The sequence below is a fragment of the Aequorivita soesokkakensis genome (assembly GCF_001641085.1).
GTDB lineage: Bacteria > Bacteroidota > Bacteroidia > Flavobacteriales > Flavobacteriaceae > Aequorivita > Aequorivita soesokkakensis.
The window spans coordinates 1-16,305 of the sequence record NZ_LXIE01000031.1 but is presented as its reverse complement, the minus strand read 5'-3'; the positions used below and the strand labels follow the sequence as shown (position 1 = coordinate 16,305).

General features: G+C 36.8%; 20 protein-coding genes. 9 read left to right on the top strand and 11 right to left on the bottom strand.

Annotated features, from left to right (window positions below):
* Positions 1-53: 53 nt before the first annotated feature.
* The 6 genes from A7A78_RS10455 (at position 54) to A7A78_RS10430 (ending at position 3,812) form a co-directional block, all read left to right on the top strand.
* Positions 54-533 (top strand): DUF695 domain-containing protein, encoded by a 480-nt coding sequence (locus A7A78_RS10455; protein ID WP_068762408.1) that lies wholly within the window; start codon positions 54-56, stop codon positions 531-533.
* A 152-nt stretch (positions 534-685) separates the two neighbouring features.
* A complete protein-coding gene (locus A7A78_RS10450; protein ID WP_068762407.1) occupies positions 686-895 on the top strand; it encodes a DUF4926 domain-containing protein in 210 nt (69 codons plus the stop codon).
* Between the two features lie 41 nt (positions 896-936).
* A complete protein-coding gene (locus A7A78_RS10445) occupies positions 937-1,326 on the top strand; it encodes a DUF1398 domain-containing protein (protein WP_068762406.1) in 390 nt (129 codons plus the stop codon).
* Positions 1,327-1,514: 188 nt separating this feature from the next.
* Positions 1,515-2,615: a DUF4407 domain-containing protein gene (locus tag A7A78_RS10440; RefSeq protein ID WP_068762405.1), complete on the top strand. Its 1,101-nt coding sequence runs from the start codon at positions 1,515-1,517 to the stop codon at positions 2,613-2,615.
* A gap of 45 nt (positions 2,616-2,660) precedes the next feature.
* Positions 2,661-3,344, top strand: coding sequence for a peptidoglycan DD-metalloendopeptidase family protein (locus A7A78_RS10435; RefSeq protein ID WP_068762404.1), 684 nt, complete (start codon positions 2,661-2,663; stop codon positions 3,342-3,344).
* Positions 3,345-3,386: 42 nt separating this feature from the next.
* Positions 3,387-3,812, top strand: coding sequence for a YybH family protein (locus A7A78_RS10430; RefSeq protein WP_068762403.1), 426 nt, complete (start codon positions 3,387-3,389; stop codon positions 3,810-3,812).
* Here A7A78_RS10430 and A7A78_RS10425 read toward each other — a convergent pair.
* The 8 genes from A7A78_RS10425 to ruvC all read right to left on the bottom strand — a co-directional run bounded on the left by A7A78_RS10425 (position 3,809) and on the right by ruvC (position 10,982).
* Complete coding sequence (locus tag A7A78_RS10425; RefSeq protein ID WP_068762402.1) at positions 3,809-4,804, bottom strand: metal-dependent hydrolase; 996 nt, start codon at positions 4,802-4,804, stop codon at positions 3,809-3,811. The genes A7A78_RS10430 and A7A78_RS10425 overlap by 4 nt on opposite strands.
* Positions 4,805-4,915: 111 nt before the next feature.
* Complete coding sequence (locus A7A78_RS10420; protein WP_068762401.1) at positions 4,916-5,740, bottom strand: hypothetical protein; 825 nt, start codon at positions 5,738-5,740, stop codon at positions 4,916-4,918.
* Positions 5,741-5,911: 171 nt separating this feature from the next.
* Positions 5,912-7,684 carry a MutS-related protein gene (locus A7A78_RS10415; RefSeq protein WP_068762400.1) on the bottom strand — a complete coding sequence of 591 codons (1,773 nt, stop codon included), beginning with the start codon at positions 7,682-7,684 and terminating at the stop codon, positions 5,912-5,914.
* A 16-nt stretch (positions 7,685-7,700) separates the two neighbouring features.
* On the bottom strand, positions 7,701-8,060 hold the full coding sequence (locus A7A78_RS10410) for an MmcQ/YjbR family DNA-binding protein (RefSeq protein WP_068762399.1): 360 nt from the start codon (positions 8,058-8,060) through the stop codon (positions 7,701-7,703).
* 3 nt (positions 8,061-8,063) lie between these two features.
* On the bottom strand, positions 8,064-8,417 hold the full coding sequence (locus A7A78_RS10405) for a DUF4260 domain-containing protein (RefSeq protein ID WP_068762398.1): 354 nt from the start codon (positions 8,415-8,417) through the stop codon (positions 8,064-8,066).
* A gap of 1 nt (position 8,418) precedes the next feature.
* Entirely contained in the window at positions 8,419-9,165 is a 747-nt protein-coding gene (locus tag A7A78_RS10400) for a cyclase family protein (RefSeq protein ID WP_068762397.1), read from the bottom strand.
* A 68-nt stretch (positions 9,166-9,233) separates the two neighbouring features.
* A complete protein-coding gene (gene hemW / locus A7A78_RS10395) occupies positions 9,234-10,388 on the bottom strand; it encodes a radical SAM family heme chaperone HemW (protein WP_068762396.1) in 1,155 nt (384 codons plus the stop codon).
* Positions 10,389-10,421: 33 nt separating this feature from the next.
* Positions 10,422-10,982: a crossover junction endodeoxyribonuclease RuvC gene (gene ruvC, locus A7A78_RS10390; protein ID WP_068762395.1), complete on the bottom strand. Its 561-nt coding sequence runs from the start codon at positions 10,980-10,982 to the stop codon at positions 10,422-10,424.
* A 44-nt stretch (positions 10,983-11,026) separates the two neighbouring features.
* Here ruvC and A7A78_RS10385 point away from each other — a divergent pair, with 44 nt between their 5' ends.
* Genes A7A78_RS10385 through A7A78_RS10375 form a run of 3 tightly spaced genes read left to right on the top strand, consistent with a single transcriptional unit; the run spans position 11,027 to position 14,040 of the window.
* Complete coding sequence (locus A7A78_RS10385; RefSeq protein ID WP_068762394.1) at positions 11,027-11,983, top strand: lysylphosphatidylglycerol synthase domain-containing protein; 957 nt, start codon at positions 11,027-11,029, stop codon at positions 11,981-11,983.
* Positions 11,980-13,107, top strand: a complete 1,128-nt coding sequence (locus tag A7A78_RS10380) for a glycosyltransferase family 2 protein (protein WP_068762393.1) — start codon at positions 11,980-11,982, stop codon at positions 13,105-13,107. The genes A7A78_RS10385 and A7A78_RS10380 overlap by 4 nt, the downstream gene beginning before the upstream one ends.
* Positions 13,108-13,155: 48 nt before the next feature.
* The gene (locus A7A78_RS10375) at positions 13,156-14,040 is read left to right on the top strand and encodes a hypothetical protein (protein ID WP_068762392.1); all 885 of its coding nucleotides are present in this window, start codon (positions 13,156-13,158) and stop codon (positions 14,038-14,040) included.
* On the opposite strand, the gene A7A78_RS10370 is transcribed toward A7A78_RS10375, so the two are convergent.
* The 3 genes from A7A78_RS10370 to A7A78_RS10360 form a co-directional block, all read right to left on the bottom strand.
* A complete protein-coding gene (locus A7A78_RS10370; protein WP_068762391.1) occupies positions 14,041-14,520 on the bottom strand; it encodes a hypothetical protein in 480 nt (159 codons plus the stop codon).
* A gap of 124 nt (positions 14,521-14,644) precedes the next feature.
* Positions 14,645-15,916 carry a M56 family metallopeptidase gene (locus tag A7A78_RS10365; RefSeq protein ID WP_068762390.1) on the bottom strand — a complete coding sequence of 424 codons (1,272 nt, stop codon included), beginning with the start codon at positions 15,914-15,916 and terminating at the stop codon, positions 14,645-14,647.
* The gene (locus tag A7A78_RS10360; protein WP_068762389.1) at positions 15,913-16,281 is read right to left on the bottom strand and encodes a BlaI/MecI/CopY family transcriptional regulator; all 369 of its coding nucleotides are present in this window, start codon (positions 16,279-16,281) and stop codon (positions 15,913-15,915) included. Before A7A78_RS10360 ends, A7A78_RS10365 begins: the two co-directional genes overlap by 4 nt.
* Positions 16,282-16,305 lie beyond the last annotated feature (24 nt).

Genomic DNA, 16,305 nt, shown 5'->3' with positions numbered 1-16,305 from the left:
AAAATAAACTGCATGTTGTTATTTACTAGTTGGCACACATTTAACCGAACAAGATGTTTAAGAAATTATTTTCAAAAAAAGAACCGAAAAAATACGGACCGACCGAACCGATTTATCCTGGCGAATTGTTTGAGGTTAGTGAAATCACAGATGATAATGGATTCTTCGGATTTTCGAATATTAATAAGTCGTATGACAATTATCCGAATAAAAAATACTTTCCTTGGTGGATTCAAGTAACTTTAGAACTTAAAGATATTGACGACCGAAAAATGCCGACAGAAAGTGAAGCACAAATACTGAATGAATTAGAAGATAAAATCGAGAAATTTGTTGCGGAAAAACACAAAACTCATTTTATCGGACGAGTAACGCAGAACGGATTTAGGGATATTATTTTTTACGTTGACCAACCAAGATTTGACCAAGACAAAACAAATATCTTTTTTGACCAAATTCAGGAAATACGAAGAATTAATTTCACTATGGAAAAGGACATTAATTGGAACAATGTTTCTGGACTGATAAAATAAAAACGTGTGCCAACAATGTATAAAAATAATTGCTCAATTTTGGGCTTAACCATAGGTCGTTGCAAGTTTACTACGTCTGATTTTCCTGCGGAAAATCCTCGCACGTAAACCCGTAACTATTCTTATACGAGACCGTTAGGTGTCATTAAAGAATGAAAGAATACGATATAGTTAAACTTAAAGTTAACTTAAACAAGAATATCCTAAAAGGAATGGAGGGAACCATATTGATTAGCTATGGAAACAATGAATTTGAAGTAGAATTTCTTGATAATGATAAATTTAATATTGAATATGAAGAATCTTCAACATTCACTATTAGTGGTGACCAACTTGAAGTTATTTGGGAAGCCCCCAGCTAACGCCAGCATTCCGCTCGTGACCAACTAAACCAAAAAAATAAATGTTCACAACCACCCAAATAAAAGAAGCCCACAACAAAGTAAAATCGGGCGCAGACTTTCCAAAATACATACAGGAAATTAAAGCCCTTGGCGTTACCGCCTTTGAAACTTGGGTAACAGACAGCCACACCGTTTATTTTGGCGCAAACGATTTTCAAACAGCCTCCACCCCAATGTATGAAGTCCTGGAAATTGCAAACACAAGCAACAAAGAACAATTTAAAAACTACCTAAAACTACACCAACAAGGCGAAACCGATTACCAAACCTTCTGCAACCACTGCGCAGAAACCGGTATTGAAAAATGGTACGTAAGCCTAGATGATATGACGTGCACGTATTATGATAAAGCGGGGAATAACATTTTAGTTGAGAAAATACCGCAATAGGATTAGAGCAAAAAGAGAAGAGGAAATAGACACTTCAACAAGCTTGGAGTTTGGGATTTGTGATTTGTGATTTGTGATTTGTGATTTGTGATTTGTGATTTGTGATTTAAAAATTGTTCATTGCTAATTGAACATTGTAACAATCTGAAAGAAATAGCGTTATATAGGTTCATCAATCTAAACTACCTATGTTACAACGCTTTTTCATCTTCTGCTCTGGCGCAGATACCGCCATCCTTGACGAATGTTCCCCCGGAGAACGCACCAAATATGCCGGCATTGGCGCCACCGTTTTTTTTACAGCCGTTATGGCAACCATCGCTGCTGCCTATGCGCTTTACACGGTTTTCGACAATTATTACTCCGCCATTTTCTTCGGCACCATTTGGGGATTGTTGATTTTCAATTTGGATAGATTTATCGTTTCCACCATCAAAAAACGCAACAGCTTTTTTGACGAACTGCTGCAGGCATCGCCGCGAATCGCTTTGGCAATTATAATTGCCATAGTTATCTCAAAACCTTTGGAAATGAAAATTTTCGAAAAGGAAATCAATCAGGTGTTGCTTACCGAGAAAAACGAAATGACCCTCGCCAACAAAGACCAATTGGCGTTGCAATACACGCCATCCGTAACCGCTTTAGAAACTGAAATTGCTGGATTGAAAAAAGAAGTAACCGATAAGGAAGCCGAAGTAAACGCGCTTTACGACACCTACATTTCCGAAGCGGAAGGAACTGCCGGTACCCAAAAATTAGGCAAAGGCCCCGTTTATAAAGAAAAACGAGAAAAACACGACGCAGAACTTGCCGCTTTGGCAGCGTTGAAAAAGACCAACGCAGAAAAAATAACCGCTGCAGAAGCCCAAATAGCAACTTTAGCGACCGAATACAAAACCAAAGTAGCAGACACCCAACCAATCATCGATGGCTTTGATGGTTTGATGGCGCGTATAAATGCGTTAAACAAACTGCCGTGGTTGCCTTCGCTGTTTATCTTTTTATTGTTTTTGGCAATTGAAACTTCGCCAATTCTCGCAAAATTGTTGTCGCCAAAAGGCGCGTACGATTTAAAATTGGAAGAGCAAGAGGGTTCATTAAAATCTTGGGTAAACCAACAAAAAACCCAACGCGATATATTGGTAACCACAGACCGCGACGTAAACAACCGCGTGTATGCAGACATTGCCGAAGAACAAGAACTTTATGACTACAAACGCAAAAAAGCCCGCGAATTGATGCAAATGCAGGCGGATGCTTTTTATAAGAAACAGAAAAGTGTGCTTTAAGTCGATTAGCGAATTAGCGCATTTGTTTATTAGTTGATTAATTGAATGGAAGAATTTAAAAATATAGCGAGAAACAACGCCGTTTCATTGCACAAAATGTTTCCAAAAACTTCCTTTTCCGAAGTTTTGAAAATTGATATGAGTACAGAACTTTCACCCGATTCCAACTACGACACCGTAGCGGAATTGGGTGATTTTATTGCTGAAATCCAAAAGAAAAATCCCGATGCACTTTTGGCAAACGGCTATTTGGAAAGACGGATGTTTTACACCACAGAAGCCTACAAAAGAACCACCCCAAACGGTTCGGAATACAGAAACATACATTTGGGAACTGATTTCTGGGTTCCTGCGCAAACGCCTGTTCATGCTGTTTTTGATGGGAAAGTAGTTATTTCGCAAGACAACAATTTTCCAAAAGACTATGGCCCCACCTTGGTTTTGGAACATAATTTTGATGGCCAACTATTTTACACATTATACGGACATCTTTCGCAAGAAAGTTTAGCGCTTCACAAAAAAGAAAAACAATTTCAGGCAGGCGAACTGATAGGTTTTATAGGAAAACCCGAAGAAAATGGCAATTGGGAGCCGCACCTCCATTTTCAAATACTTTTGGATTTACTCGGAAACACTGAAAACTTTCCCGGAGTGGCGTTTCCCTCTGAAATTGAAAAGTGGAAAACTATTTGCCCAAACCCAAGCCTATTATTTATTGAAGAGTTTTAGAAAAAACAGTTTATCTTTAGTTGGTTATAAAATCCATCAAATATGAAAAAGCTGGCCCTACTATTTCTACTCCTTTCCCTAACAAGCTTTGCCCAAACCGAAGCTGAAGACAGGAAAGCAATAACCGCAGTTCTAAAAATGCAACAAGACGCGTGGAATAAAGGCGACCTCGAAGGTTTTATGCAGGGTTATATTAAGAGTGATTCCCTAAAATTTTACGGCAGTAGAGGCATCACAAACGGCTGGCAAAACACGTTGGACAACTACAAAAAAGGCTATCCCACCAAAGCCGAAACGGGAAATCTTTCCTTTACAATTGATGCAATTACCAAAATTGAGGAAGGTGCTTATTATATGATGGGGCAATTCCATTTGGTTCGTGATGTGGGAAATGCAAACGGGGTTTTCCTAATTATCTTCCGGAAAATTGAAGGTGAATGGAAAGTTATTGCAGATTTAAGCTGCTAATTTCCTTTTATCCGTTCCCAAAGAGCTGAAAGCAGTTTTCCGGCTTCACGAGTATTTTTCTCTTCTTCCGTGACCGTTACTTCGTTTCCAGTTTTTTCAATAAGAAAACTAAAAGCGAATTTTTCTGAATTTGAATCAACGCTCATCATCCCAAAACGCAAGTCGTTTAAATAAATGCCATCTTCCCTTTCAGAAATGGTATACCAACCTTTTGTAATTTTTATAAGCCGCTGTACTTTGTCTTCTTCTCTTAAATCTCCCAAAGCTTGATGATTTTTGGGGTGTGAAAAAAACTGGATTGGCTTACTATCAAAAAAAGAATAGTCGCCAATCAAAAATGCGTCTTCAGTTTCCACATTTGCTGTCCACATTATAGTGTTCATTGGGCTGGGTTTGGTTTCAATAGCTAAATAATCAATCTTTTGCTCTGCAAGCGCATTCACAAATTTTTGATACGTAATTCCTTTAAAAATCAAAGTCAGCAGCATATACCCACTGCTAACAATCAACCCCAGATTATTGAATCTTCGCCTTTTGACACTTCCTCTTTTTTGAAACATCGCCAAAATCAAAAACCCTAAAAACGGCAACGTATAAAGCGGGTCGATCACAAAAATATTCTTGTAAGCTAGGCGAAGATCAAATGGCCAAAAAAGCTGCGTGCCCCAAGTTGTATGGGCGTCAAGCAAAGGATGCGTTACGAAACACAGAAACCAAAACCACGACCATTGTTTTAAACTAGCTCGTTTATCCCAAAGTGAGAGCAGCCAGCCAAAAAACAACCCGAAAATAACAGCAAAAACAATAGAATGCGTAAACCCACGATGGATTTCCAGAGCGGAAACTGTATCGGTAAAATAATTAGCAATTACATCCAGATCTGGAATCGTGCCAGCAATGGCGCCCAAAACCATGGCTTTATTGCCAATCTTTTTTCCCAAGACCGCTTCGCCAACGGCGGCACCCAAAACAATTTGTGTTATTGAATCCATTAAAAGCTACTATTTACTACAGCCAAGCTGCGAAAATACGCGCTTCTACAATATAAAAAAAGGATGCTTTTTTAAAACATCCTTTTCTAAAAAGTTATAATTTCTGAAATGCTATTTTGAAAGTTCTGCCACTAAGGTATATGCAGCATCCCCGTGAACACCCGTGAAATATTTGCCCCATTTTTTTCCTCGTTGTTTTCCAGAATCTCCAGGCCAAGCTTCGCCAATCAACTCGCCGTTTTTATCGAACATTTTTTCCATATCGCACAAAGAATCCACAAAGAAGGCTTCCACGAATTCAGTTTTATCACTTCCCCACGCATGAACATTTGGGTAATAACCTTTTATGTACGGATTTTTTGAAATTACTTTTGCAACATTTTCTGTGTGCATCTCCTTAAATTCCTTTTCAGAGCCATCTTCAGGAAATGTGAAGTAGGTTTTTCTAACATACATCACTAAATCTTTATTATTGTCCTGCGGCAATAGCATAGCTCCATCTATGGGAGCATAAATTTCATCAGAATGCTTAACCGAAAAATTATCGTCAAGTTTCTTAAAAAATGCATTTCTAGCATTTTCATCCGGCCAGGCTAGTTTTTCCAATTCACTATTTCTCTCAGCCGCTTTGTCCATTGCTTCCCAAGATGGATAGGTCTGTACATAAATCACTTCGGAGTTGTCTGGAGTAAAAAGGTGCGTGTAATAGGAAGCAGAGATAATGTATTGATTTTTGCTGGTCACTTTTTGTAAATACTCCTTTTCTAAAGCCTTCCAAGCATCCATGCTGAAATCTTCTTTATCCATATTCCAATGCATGGTTGTGACTGAAATATACTTTGGACGGTTCGCTTCATTTTGGGCGAACGCACTAAAATTCAACAGCAACATAATTGATGCTATTGCAATAAACTTAAGGTTGGTGGTTGTTTTCATAATCCCATAAAATTAAATTAGTATAAAAATTAAAATTGATTACTATTTTAAATTTTGGGGCAAGCCGAGGAGGGTAAAAAAGCTAAAATGAAGAGTTTATGAGGAATAAAACTGTTTTAAAAGTAATAAAAAAATAATTATAAAAAGCTGTTTCCGTGATAATTATAGAAATCAATCCACGATTTGCATTTTTTTCAGCAGAAATGATGCATTCATATTTTGGCAGATTCCGGGCTTAAACGTGTAATCGAAAAAGAGTTCGTCATTTTCAATCCGTGCATCGAAGAAATAGTTTTTCACTTCAGGCAATTCTTCCGCAGCTGCGCAAAGGCTTAAATCGTGTGTAGCAATAATTCCCGTAGAATTGCTGGCAACAAGTTTTTCCACAAATTTTCGGGAGCCGATTGCTTTGTCGGTACTGTTTGTGCCTTTCAGAATTTCATCAAGAATGATAAAATAACGATCCGTTTTTATTTCGTCAACTATAAATTTCAAACGTTTCAATTCGCTGAAAAAGTAAGATTCATCATCAGTCAAACTATCTGTAGTCCGCATACTCGTGATGAGTTTTATCGGGTTATATTCAGCTTTTTCGGCACAAACAGGCAAGCCGATATTGCCCATTACAATTTGAAGTGAAACCGTCCTCAGAAATGTACTTTTCCCTGCCATATTTGCTCCAGTAACAATAAAAAATTCTTCTGAATTAATCTGAAAATCATTGCGGACCATTGTAGATTCCTTCAATAATGGATGCCCGGCGCCTTTCACTTTTAAAACAGGAACATCATCACTTATTTTCGGAAAAACATAGCCGGGATGGTTAAAGACAAAATTTCCCAAACTATTGTAAGCATCAAAAAAAGTAATCACGTCAAACCATACGGGCACACTCTCTTTGTGCGCTTGAATCCACTTTTCAATATTATAACTTTGGCGAAGATCACGGAGCATAAACCCGTTGGCAACAGCGCCAATAAGCATATTAGTTCGCTGATCCAAGGCATCGAGGTGCTTTGCAAATTTCTTCAAAATTGAAGAAGCTTTTTTGTCTGAATTAATTATTAGATTTCTTTTTTCAGAAAGTAATTCTGTAGTGAAATCCTGGGTTTCAATCTCCAAAATGAGCTTGTGGAATTGTTCAAAAGTGCTCTGTATTTTTGAAGTATGGGAAGAAAGATCATTTACTTTTTTTAAATATTTTCCAGAAATTGCAAGCCCCAAAAAGAACCACCCGCCAATGGCATAACCCGAAACCAAATCAAAGTAGTTCAAAACAATTAATCCAACGGAAATTACTGAAAATAAAAGTGAAACTGGTTTAATCCATTTGGGAACAAAAGCGCTGTAATCTTTTAGCCAATCGGTAACTTCTGCAGCAGCAACTTCGGTTTTTACCAAAGAGGCAATTGCCGAAAACCGCTGTCGCCATTTAGGCATTTGTGAAAGCTCATTAATTGCCTGTTGCTTTGTTTGGATGGAATCAATTTTGTTTTCCGTGAAAAGTTTAGCCAAAAAATCTGAGCCACTTTCCAACGATGTTCTATTCAAATATTGAAAGAAAGAACCACGGCCAAAAAGATCTATATCCTGACTGTAAAAATGGAGCGGATTTTTATATTTTTCGCCGGAAGCCAAATGGTGAAATGCGCGGTTCAATACTTCGAGCTCGGTTTCATTTTGTGCAATCAAAGCCTTTTTTAAATCGCGTTCATACTGCAAACCGCTGTGTTTTGATACCAAATAAACAAAGGCAGCAATTGCCAATACGATAACAGCAATTACAATTTTTGCATTTCCGAAGAAAAAATATACGCCAAAACACGCAAGCAAAAACACTATGAGACGTATTGTGCTTGAAACAGCGAGCTTTCGCTTTATTTTTTGTAATTCCTCGGAATGGATCTCAATCTGTAATTTGTAAAAATCGGAAGCGTTGTTCATTTAGTTTTTTTATATTTTAAAGCGAAGCAAGTTCCGCTTGAAGCTTTTTTGTGAGGCTTTTTACCACCAAATCATACGAATGGTCAATCAATTCCAGCAACAATTCATGGGGAATATTTCTTTCCAATTCCACGGTATTCCAATGCACTTTACTCATATGGTAACCCGGATTTATCAATCCGTCATATTCTTCCCGAAGCTCAATAGCTCTTTCGGGGTCACATTTTAGGTTGGCTTGGGCTGGATTATATTCTAAGCCCGTAAGAGCAAACATTTTGCCCATCACTTTAAAAACGAGTGTTTTTTCATCAAAAGGAAAAGACTCCGTGACGCCTTTTTTTGAAATACAATAATCTCTAAACTGTTCTATATCCATAGCTTAACCATTACCAATTTTTCCCAAATGTGTATTTTTAAAACTGTCGGGATATTTTAAACCGAAGCCAAAAATTCTATCAAAAGAAGCGTGGGAAAACAAAATTACGCCTATCAATGCTATTAAAAAATCTACATTATACATCCCAAATAATGCAATGGCAATGGCAACTGCTTTATGGTGAAACAAATTATAGGAAATTGCGCCCACTTTTGGATTCACTAAATATCCCAACATACTTATGTCGGGTAAAAATAGCAATAAAGGGAAGAGCCACCAATCATAAATTAGGGTTGAAAACACAATTATACCTAAAATAAATTGCGCTAATTCTTCAATTTTTAAAGTGATTTGCATTTTATAAAATTTTATAGAGAACAGGTTTACTTGGCGAGGCGTCGTTATGAAATGAAGCGATTTGTAAATTCAGTAAATAGCCGCCGTCTTTTATGGAGTCGTTCACATAAATCAATTCCGAAATTGTACAATCCTTTCGTGGGTTTTCGGGGCAATTCCAAAAAGCTTTGTGCGCCAAAAGCTTGCCTTCATCGCGTTCTTTATCAACGGAAGGAAGATCGATCAACAAATGTTTCACGCCAATTTTCCGTAAAAATAATGCTGCTTTTTCATGAAGAAAAGGCCAATTGGTGTCTGACCAATGCTTTGATTTTTTTTCTGAATTATTCGGAAGGGTTCTAATTACAATAGCTTCGGGTGTTTTTCCGTTTAAAGATTTTGAGATGCTCTCTTCTGAAATTATTTCATCTTCGCCAACTTTTTCTGGTTTTACGGAAATTACCTCAGCTAAAAAAAAGAAGATTTTTAATGCTTCATTTACAGAATGAAATTCTTCTGAAATATGCCCAAAACACTCGGTATGCGTTCCATGTGCATGCGGATTGAAAAACACATTGTTGAAATTCACCGAAGCGCCCTCTGATACTTTCCCTGTCCAATCGCCCATTTTCACGGGTTCGATTACCGGTTTGTTTTGATACCACGCCAACGGATTTTCTTCCGAAGCCTGTAATGGAATTGAAATATCCAGCGGTTTGGAAAGATCGATCTTAATTGATTTTCCTTTATGTTCAATTGTAGTTTTCATTCACAAATTTTGAAAAAATAAAGATACAACAATCTCAGACCTAACAGGTCTTTAAGACCTGTTAGGTCTTAAATCCAAAATAAATCTGCAGCAATTCCATCGCTTAAAAATTTTCCTTTTTTTGAAATTTTCAAAGTTTGATTTTCTTGAATTAAAAGTCCGGTTTTTAAAGAATTTTCAGCTTGCTTCAAAAGATATTCTGAATATTTTTCCCCAAATTCACTTTCAACTTTTTCTAAGGAAACACCTTTTTTAGTGCGCAATCCCGTCATTATATATTCGTTGTATTTGTCTTCCTTTGAAAGGATTTCCGATTCCGAAGGAAGAATTCCAGCTTCAATACTTTTAATATATTTTGTGTTGTTTGCCACATTCCAACTGCGGGATTTTCCATTGTAACTGTGCGCCGATGGCCCAATGCCCAAATAAGGTTTTCCTTCCCAATATGCGGTATTGTTGCGGGAATGGAAACCCGGTTTTCCAAAATTTGAAAATTCATAGTTTTCCAAACCGGCTTTTTCGGTTTCAGAAAGTAAAATTTCGTAATGCTTTTTTGCAACATCTTCGTCCACCGGAGGCACAATCCCTTTTTCAATGAATTTTTTTAAAGCTGTTTTTGGTTCTACCGTCAAAGCATAACACGACAGATGCGGAACATCAAGTTTTAAAGCTATTTCAAGGTTTTTTTTCCAACGTTCGTCGCTCATTCCGGGAATTCCATAAATCAAATCGATGCTGATATTTTCGAAATATTTCTTCGCTTCTTTTATACATTCCAACGCTTCGGAAGCATTATGAGCGCGGTTCATCAGTTTCAAATCTTCTTCGAAAAAGGATTGGATTCCTATGCTTAATCTGTTAATTCCTATATTTTTAAACGCCAATAATTTGGTTTCCGCGAGGTCTTCGACTGCGCTCAGACTGACATCCAAAAGATCATCGGGGTTTGCTTCAAGGGTGATTTCAGGGTTTTCTGAAACTTCATAATTATTATAAACTTCAGAAATCAACAATCGTAAATCTTCAATCGACAACAAAGATGGAGTTCCGCCGCCTAAATAAATGGTTTCAACTTCATCTTTCAATTCTTCTTTTCGCAACACCAATTCTTGGCAAAGCGCATTGACCAATTCAGTTTTTTTCTTCAAAGAAGTAGAAAAGTGAAAATCACAATAATGGCATGCTTGCTTGCAAAATGGTATATGAATATAAATTCCGCTCATTTTAATTCTGAATTCTGAATTCTGAATTCAGAATTATTTGATGATTTTTGATTCATTCTGTTTCACAAATGCCGCCCAGCCCGTATAACTTTTCCCGGTTTCAACTTTCCCGGAATTGTAAAAATGGCAAACGGCAGCAGCCAAACCATCTGTACTGTCCAGATTTTTTGGGAGTTCTTTTAAACTTAAAAGACTTTGCAGCATTTTCGCAACCTGTTCCTTACTGGCATTTCCGTTGCCCGTAATGGCCATTTTTATTTTTTTTGGGGAATATTCCGTAATTGGTATTTGTCGCGAAAGTCCCGCCGCCATTGCAACTCCCTGCGCCCTTCCCAATTTTAGCATCGATTGTACATTTTTTCCAAAGAACGGTGCCTCAATGGCAATTTCGTCCGGATTGTGCGTATCTATCAGCTCGATAGTACGTTCAAAAATGAGTTTCAGTTTTAGGTAATGGTCATCATATTTTTTTAGTTGCAGCTCGTTCAATTGCATAAATTGCATTTGTTTGCCTACAACTTTTATCAAGCCGAAGCCCATAATCGTGGTTCCGGGATCAATACCTAAAATTATTTTTTCTGTTTTGTGCTGCATATTTGAAGCGTTTCTGCTTTGTTGGGAATTCGTATTTTAGCAACATGATTGCCATCTCCCACAAAGCTAAACAATATCTGCTCGTCACCGCCAAGGTTTTGATTATTGGATTGACTTTTGGATATATTTTTTATAAAATCAGTTTTAATTCCTCTCTAAGCTTTTCGGAGTTTAAAAACACAATTACAGCCCAAGCCAGCATTTCGGGATATTTGATACTGCTCTTTTTATTTTTGGCTGCGGCAAATTGGTATTTTGAAATTCTGAAATGGCAAAATTTAGTTTCCGTAATCAAAAAAATAAATTTCCAAACGGCAATGAAACAAAGCTTGGCATCGCTCACGGTGTCTTTGGCAACGCCCAACCGGATTGGTGAATACGGCGCCAAAGCAATGTTTTTTGAAAGTTCAAAACGAAAAAAAGTTTTGTTGCTAAATTTCTTTTCCAGCGGGTCACAAATGTTGGTGACAACTCTTTTTGGAATAATTGGGTTACTGTATTTCCTTCGAAATTTCAACGTTGACTATTCCGTGAAAACAGTTTGTTATTTTGGAATAGGCGTTATTTTACTCTTCGCTGTCGGTTATTATTTTAAAGAAAAAGAACTGCTGATGAAGGGTTTTTCCTTTTCAAAGTTATTTGAATTTTTCAAACAGATTCCTTTTCAAATAAAACGAAACGTACTGCTGTATTCCATCTTTCGCTACATTATTTTCAGCGGAATGTTTTATGGATTGTTACTGTTTTTTGGTGCCAAAATTCCTTTTTTTGACGCCCTGCTCCTGATTTTCACCATGTATTTTTTCGTTTCCATAATTCCAACGTTTTTCATTTTTGATGTTGTGATTCGGGGAGGAGTTGCCGTTTGGCTGTTTTCATTCGTAAACGTTTCTGAGTTTGCCGTTTTGGCAACAGTGCTGACAATTTGGATTTTCAATTTTGTGCTTCCGGCACTTTTCGGAAGTTTTTTCGTGCTCACCTATCAACCCACCACCAAATGATTTTTGGGTTTTTTATTCTTTTCGCCCTATACTTTTACAGTATGGTTTTTATAGTTTTGGGTTATAGAAATGTTCGCTTTTTTTCTTCGGAAGAGACAAAACCTTTAACCCATTTCAGTGTTGTAATTCCTTTTAGGAATGAAGCGGCAAATCTTCCGAATCTTTTGAAAACCCTAAATGGATTGAAGTATCCTTCGGAAATGTTCGAGCTTATTTTTGTGAACGATGCTTCCGAAGATATTTCCGAAGCGATTATTTCCGAGACGATAGAAAAAAGCAGGTTTTCAATAAAACTAATCCAAAACAAACGTGTTTCCAATTCCCCAAAAAAGGATGCTATTTCCGAAGCCATTAAAAATTCAAACTTTGAGTGGATCGTAACTACGGATGCAGATTGTGAGCTTCCAAAAAACTGGCTGAAAGTGTTTGACGCCTTTATTCAAAAAAATAATCCGTTAATGGTCTGCGGGCCCGTTATTTATAAATCCAACGGAAGTTTTATTGAGAATTTCCAACAATTGGACGGTTTGAGTCTGCAGTCGGTGACCATTGGCAGTTTTGGACTGCGTAATCCGTTGCTTTGTAACGGCGCAAATTTGGCTTATAAAAAGGAAGCTTTTCTTAAAGTGAATGGTTTTTCGGGAAACAACCACATTGCCAGTGGCGACGATATATTTTTGTTGGAAAAGATGAAAAAAGCGTTTCCGAAGCGGGTTCAGTTTTTAAAATCAGAAGAATCCATCGTTTCCACGAACCCACAAAAAACTTGGAAAAATGTTATAAATCAGCGAATTCGTTGGGCTTCTAAAACTTCAAAGCAGAAAGGCCTAACTTCCAAAGTTTTGGGGATTCTTGTTTTTTTAATGAATCTTTCCGTTTTGGTGTTTCCTTTTTTTATGATTTTCGATACCGAAAATCTTGGCTTTTATTTGCTACTAACAGCTATAAAAATTATTGTGGATTACGTTGTTGTACAACAAAATTTTTCGCTTTTTGGCAAAAAATCCTCGTTTTGGAAATTTCTGCCGCAAACTTATATGTATGCCATAATTGTTTTGGTTGTTAGCTTGGGAAGCTTGCGCGGAAACTATTCTTGGAAAGGCCGCAGCTTTAAAAACCCGTGATAAATTGATTAAATTTTTTAACTTAGCCATACTTTAAATCACGCCCTTATGAAATCGCTCCTTTCAATTTTCGTTTTGTTTCTTTTACTTTCTGTAGAAACGTTACAAGCACAACAACAATACACCATTGATGGCCAAACTTATACTTTGAATACTGAAGTGGAAGGCACTTTAACATTGCTGTGGAATTCGATCAATGGCGAATACCGTTATTTTTCAAAAAAAGGAAACGACATTCAAGAATTGAAAAACACAAAACAAAACGGCGATTATCAAGAGGAATACAAAGAAACTTTAAAGCAACAAACCAGCGATGACGCAGTTTCAACCGAAAAAGTAAAGCTGACATTGCCAAGCTTAAGCGCCTTTTTTGTGGAATACAACAAAAAGAAAGACCCCAATTTTGTTGATGAAAAAAAATCCGTCCAGCTTGGGTTTAGGCTTGGAGCCTTTGCAGGCGTGAGCAACAGTGTTTATACCGAAAACCCAACCAATGCACTGCAACCAGTCGCGGGAATTGATCTAGAATTGGTAGATTACATAAAACTGAAAAGGCATGCAATGGTATTGCGCTTTAAGCAGACTTTTGAGAGCAGTGACTACAAATATACTGCTTCGCAGATTTCTTTAAATTACCGTTTTAAATTTGTGAAAACGCCTAGATTTGATGCATTTATAAACTGCAAATTCGTTTCATTTACTTATTCAAAAAGAGAAATTACCTATGTAATCGAAACATTACCTCCGATGATTGTTACTGAAAATAATTCGGGAAGTGACTTTAACGCCCCAGTGACTTTCGGAATTGGTGCGGATTATAAAATTGGCAATGGCTACATTACCTTCAACTACAATGACATTGTGGGGTTGAATGTGGAAAGCAATGATGAATTTCCCGTAGATTTTACGCTTGGTTATAAATTCAACCTTTAATCAATTTGTTTTGATTATTACGGGAAGCGTGAATTGTGTTCTCACAGGAATTCCACGTTTATAGGCCGGTGCAACAGGTTTTAGTGAATCGATGCTCTGCAAAAGCCAGGTTTCCAAATTTGGAAATTCTTTCTGTAAAATCGTATCCATTTTTATTTCCAAAATAGAGAGTTCTCCTTTCCCGCTCACTTCAAAATTCACTTTTACGGTATCGTAAACCTCGCGCACAGCAATCATATCTTGATGGCTGATTGATTTATACAAATGTGAGCTGATGGTATTTATAAAACAATCTTTCTGTTCGGGCTTTTCCAGAGAGTTTTCACAACTCGGAAACGACGGATATCGATCCACGTCTTTCCAATCAATTGTTTGCATCTCTTCTTTATAAATTTCTTCCGAGGAAACTTTTTCGGTCTCAAAAAACTGGCAGGAAGTTGCCAGTAATAAAAGAATAATAAAATGGAAACGCTTTATCATTTCAGAATAAATCTACTTTGAAAAGTACAAATTTATTGAAACTTACTGGGTTGGTGGCTGCTGTTATTTCAAAAAATAAAAAGCCGAAGAAATTCTTCGGCTTTTAAAAAGAAGATGAAAGAGCTTATTTCACTTCAAAAACAATGGGTAAGGAATAGAGCACGGCTACTTTTTCACCCTCTTGTTCTCCAGCTTCCATTTGCGGAAGTTTTTCAATTACACGAATGGCTTCGGCCTCAAGTTCTGGTTTTGGCGCACGAGCCTGTACATCAACTATTTTTCCTGTTTTGTCAATTTTAAACCTTACAATTATTCGCTGTATGCCCGATAAATTTAAATCATTTGCGAGCTTTGTATTAAAATTCTTGCCAACAAAACCACTTATATTCTCAGAGAAACACTTTTTCAAAGTTTCGTTGTCAGCACCAGTACAGCCAGGAAAAACAGGCACTTTTTCAATCGTCCCAAAAGGGACGTCTGTTTCGGTAGATCCGTCAGCTTTCGGAATCACTTCAGAATCGGATTGCTGAACGGTTTGGGTTTCCTCTGCTTTTGGGTTGTCGCTACAAGCAGTGTAAAACAACATTCCGAAAATTGCTGGCAATAGTACTAAATACTTCAATTGAGCGGTTTTTTTCGATTTTGATTTTTGTAACATAATGATTCGTTTTTTGATTAATGATTGATTGAAAAATGTATTGATGAATGATATTTTTTCCGTTTGGAATACTTCTGAAAGCAGGTTTTGATAGTATTGTTTTTTATCTTTTTCGGCAGCAACTTTTGCATCTGCTATAAACTCATGAAGCGTGGCCATTCGGTTTTGGAAGAGATAAACCATAGGGTTAAACCAAAAAATGATACGTAACATTTCAAAGAAAAGTAGATCCAAAGAATGCTTTTGTTTTATATGAATTTTTTCGTGGGCAATTATGTTTGCTTTGTTTTCTTTGGAAATGTTTTCGCCCAAAAAAATGGTGTTGAAAAAGGAAAAGGCCGTATCGGTTTTAGGGAGAATTACCAATTTAAAATTTTGGGAATTTATGATTGTTCCTGAAAAATTCAGCTTTATTATTTTGTAAAATTTCCAAATGAAAAATAAGCCGCTAAATAGCATTCCCATAAGCCATAAAATTGAAAACCAAATTGTTCCATTAAAAACTGTTTCGGGGTTATTGCTACCAATAATAACGGTTGGCAATTGAAATATAAACTCTTGCGGAATGTTTTGTTGAAGAAAATTTATACTTATAAATGGCAAAATGCAACCCAAAATTGGGGTCAGTAAAAGATAAATTCTGTTCAAATTAAAAAAAGTTTCTTTTTTCAGAAAGAGATCATACACTGCCAAAAACAGCGCTTGAAACACGAGTATTTGAAGTAGTGTATGCATCATTTTTCGGGTTTTTCAGAATTAATTTCTTTCATAATACTTTCCATTTCCTGGATGCTGATGTCGTTTTTCTTCATAAAAAAGGAAACCATACTTTTGAAAGAGCCTTGAAAATAGCCATCCATTAATTTGTTTAAGGATTGGTTGCTGTATTCGGTTTTTTTCACTTTTGGGAAATAAACGTGACCACGTCCTTCCTTTCTATAATCCACAAAATCTTTACTCTCCAAAATCCGAACAATTGTAGAAACGGTATTATAAGCAGGTTTTGGCTCTGGCAGTTTCTCTATAATTGAAGCAACATTTGCCTCTTCCAAATCCCAAAGGATCTGCATAATATCTTCTTCAGCTTTTGTTAGTTGTTTCATTTTTTAGTTTCAGGTTTCAGGTTT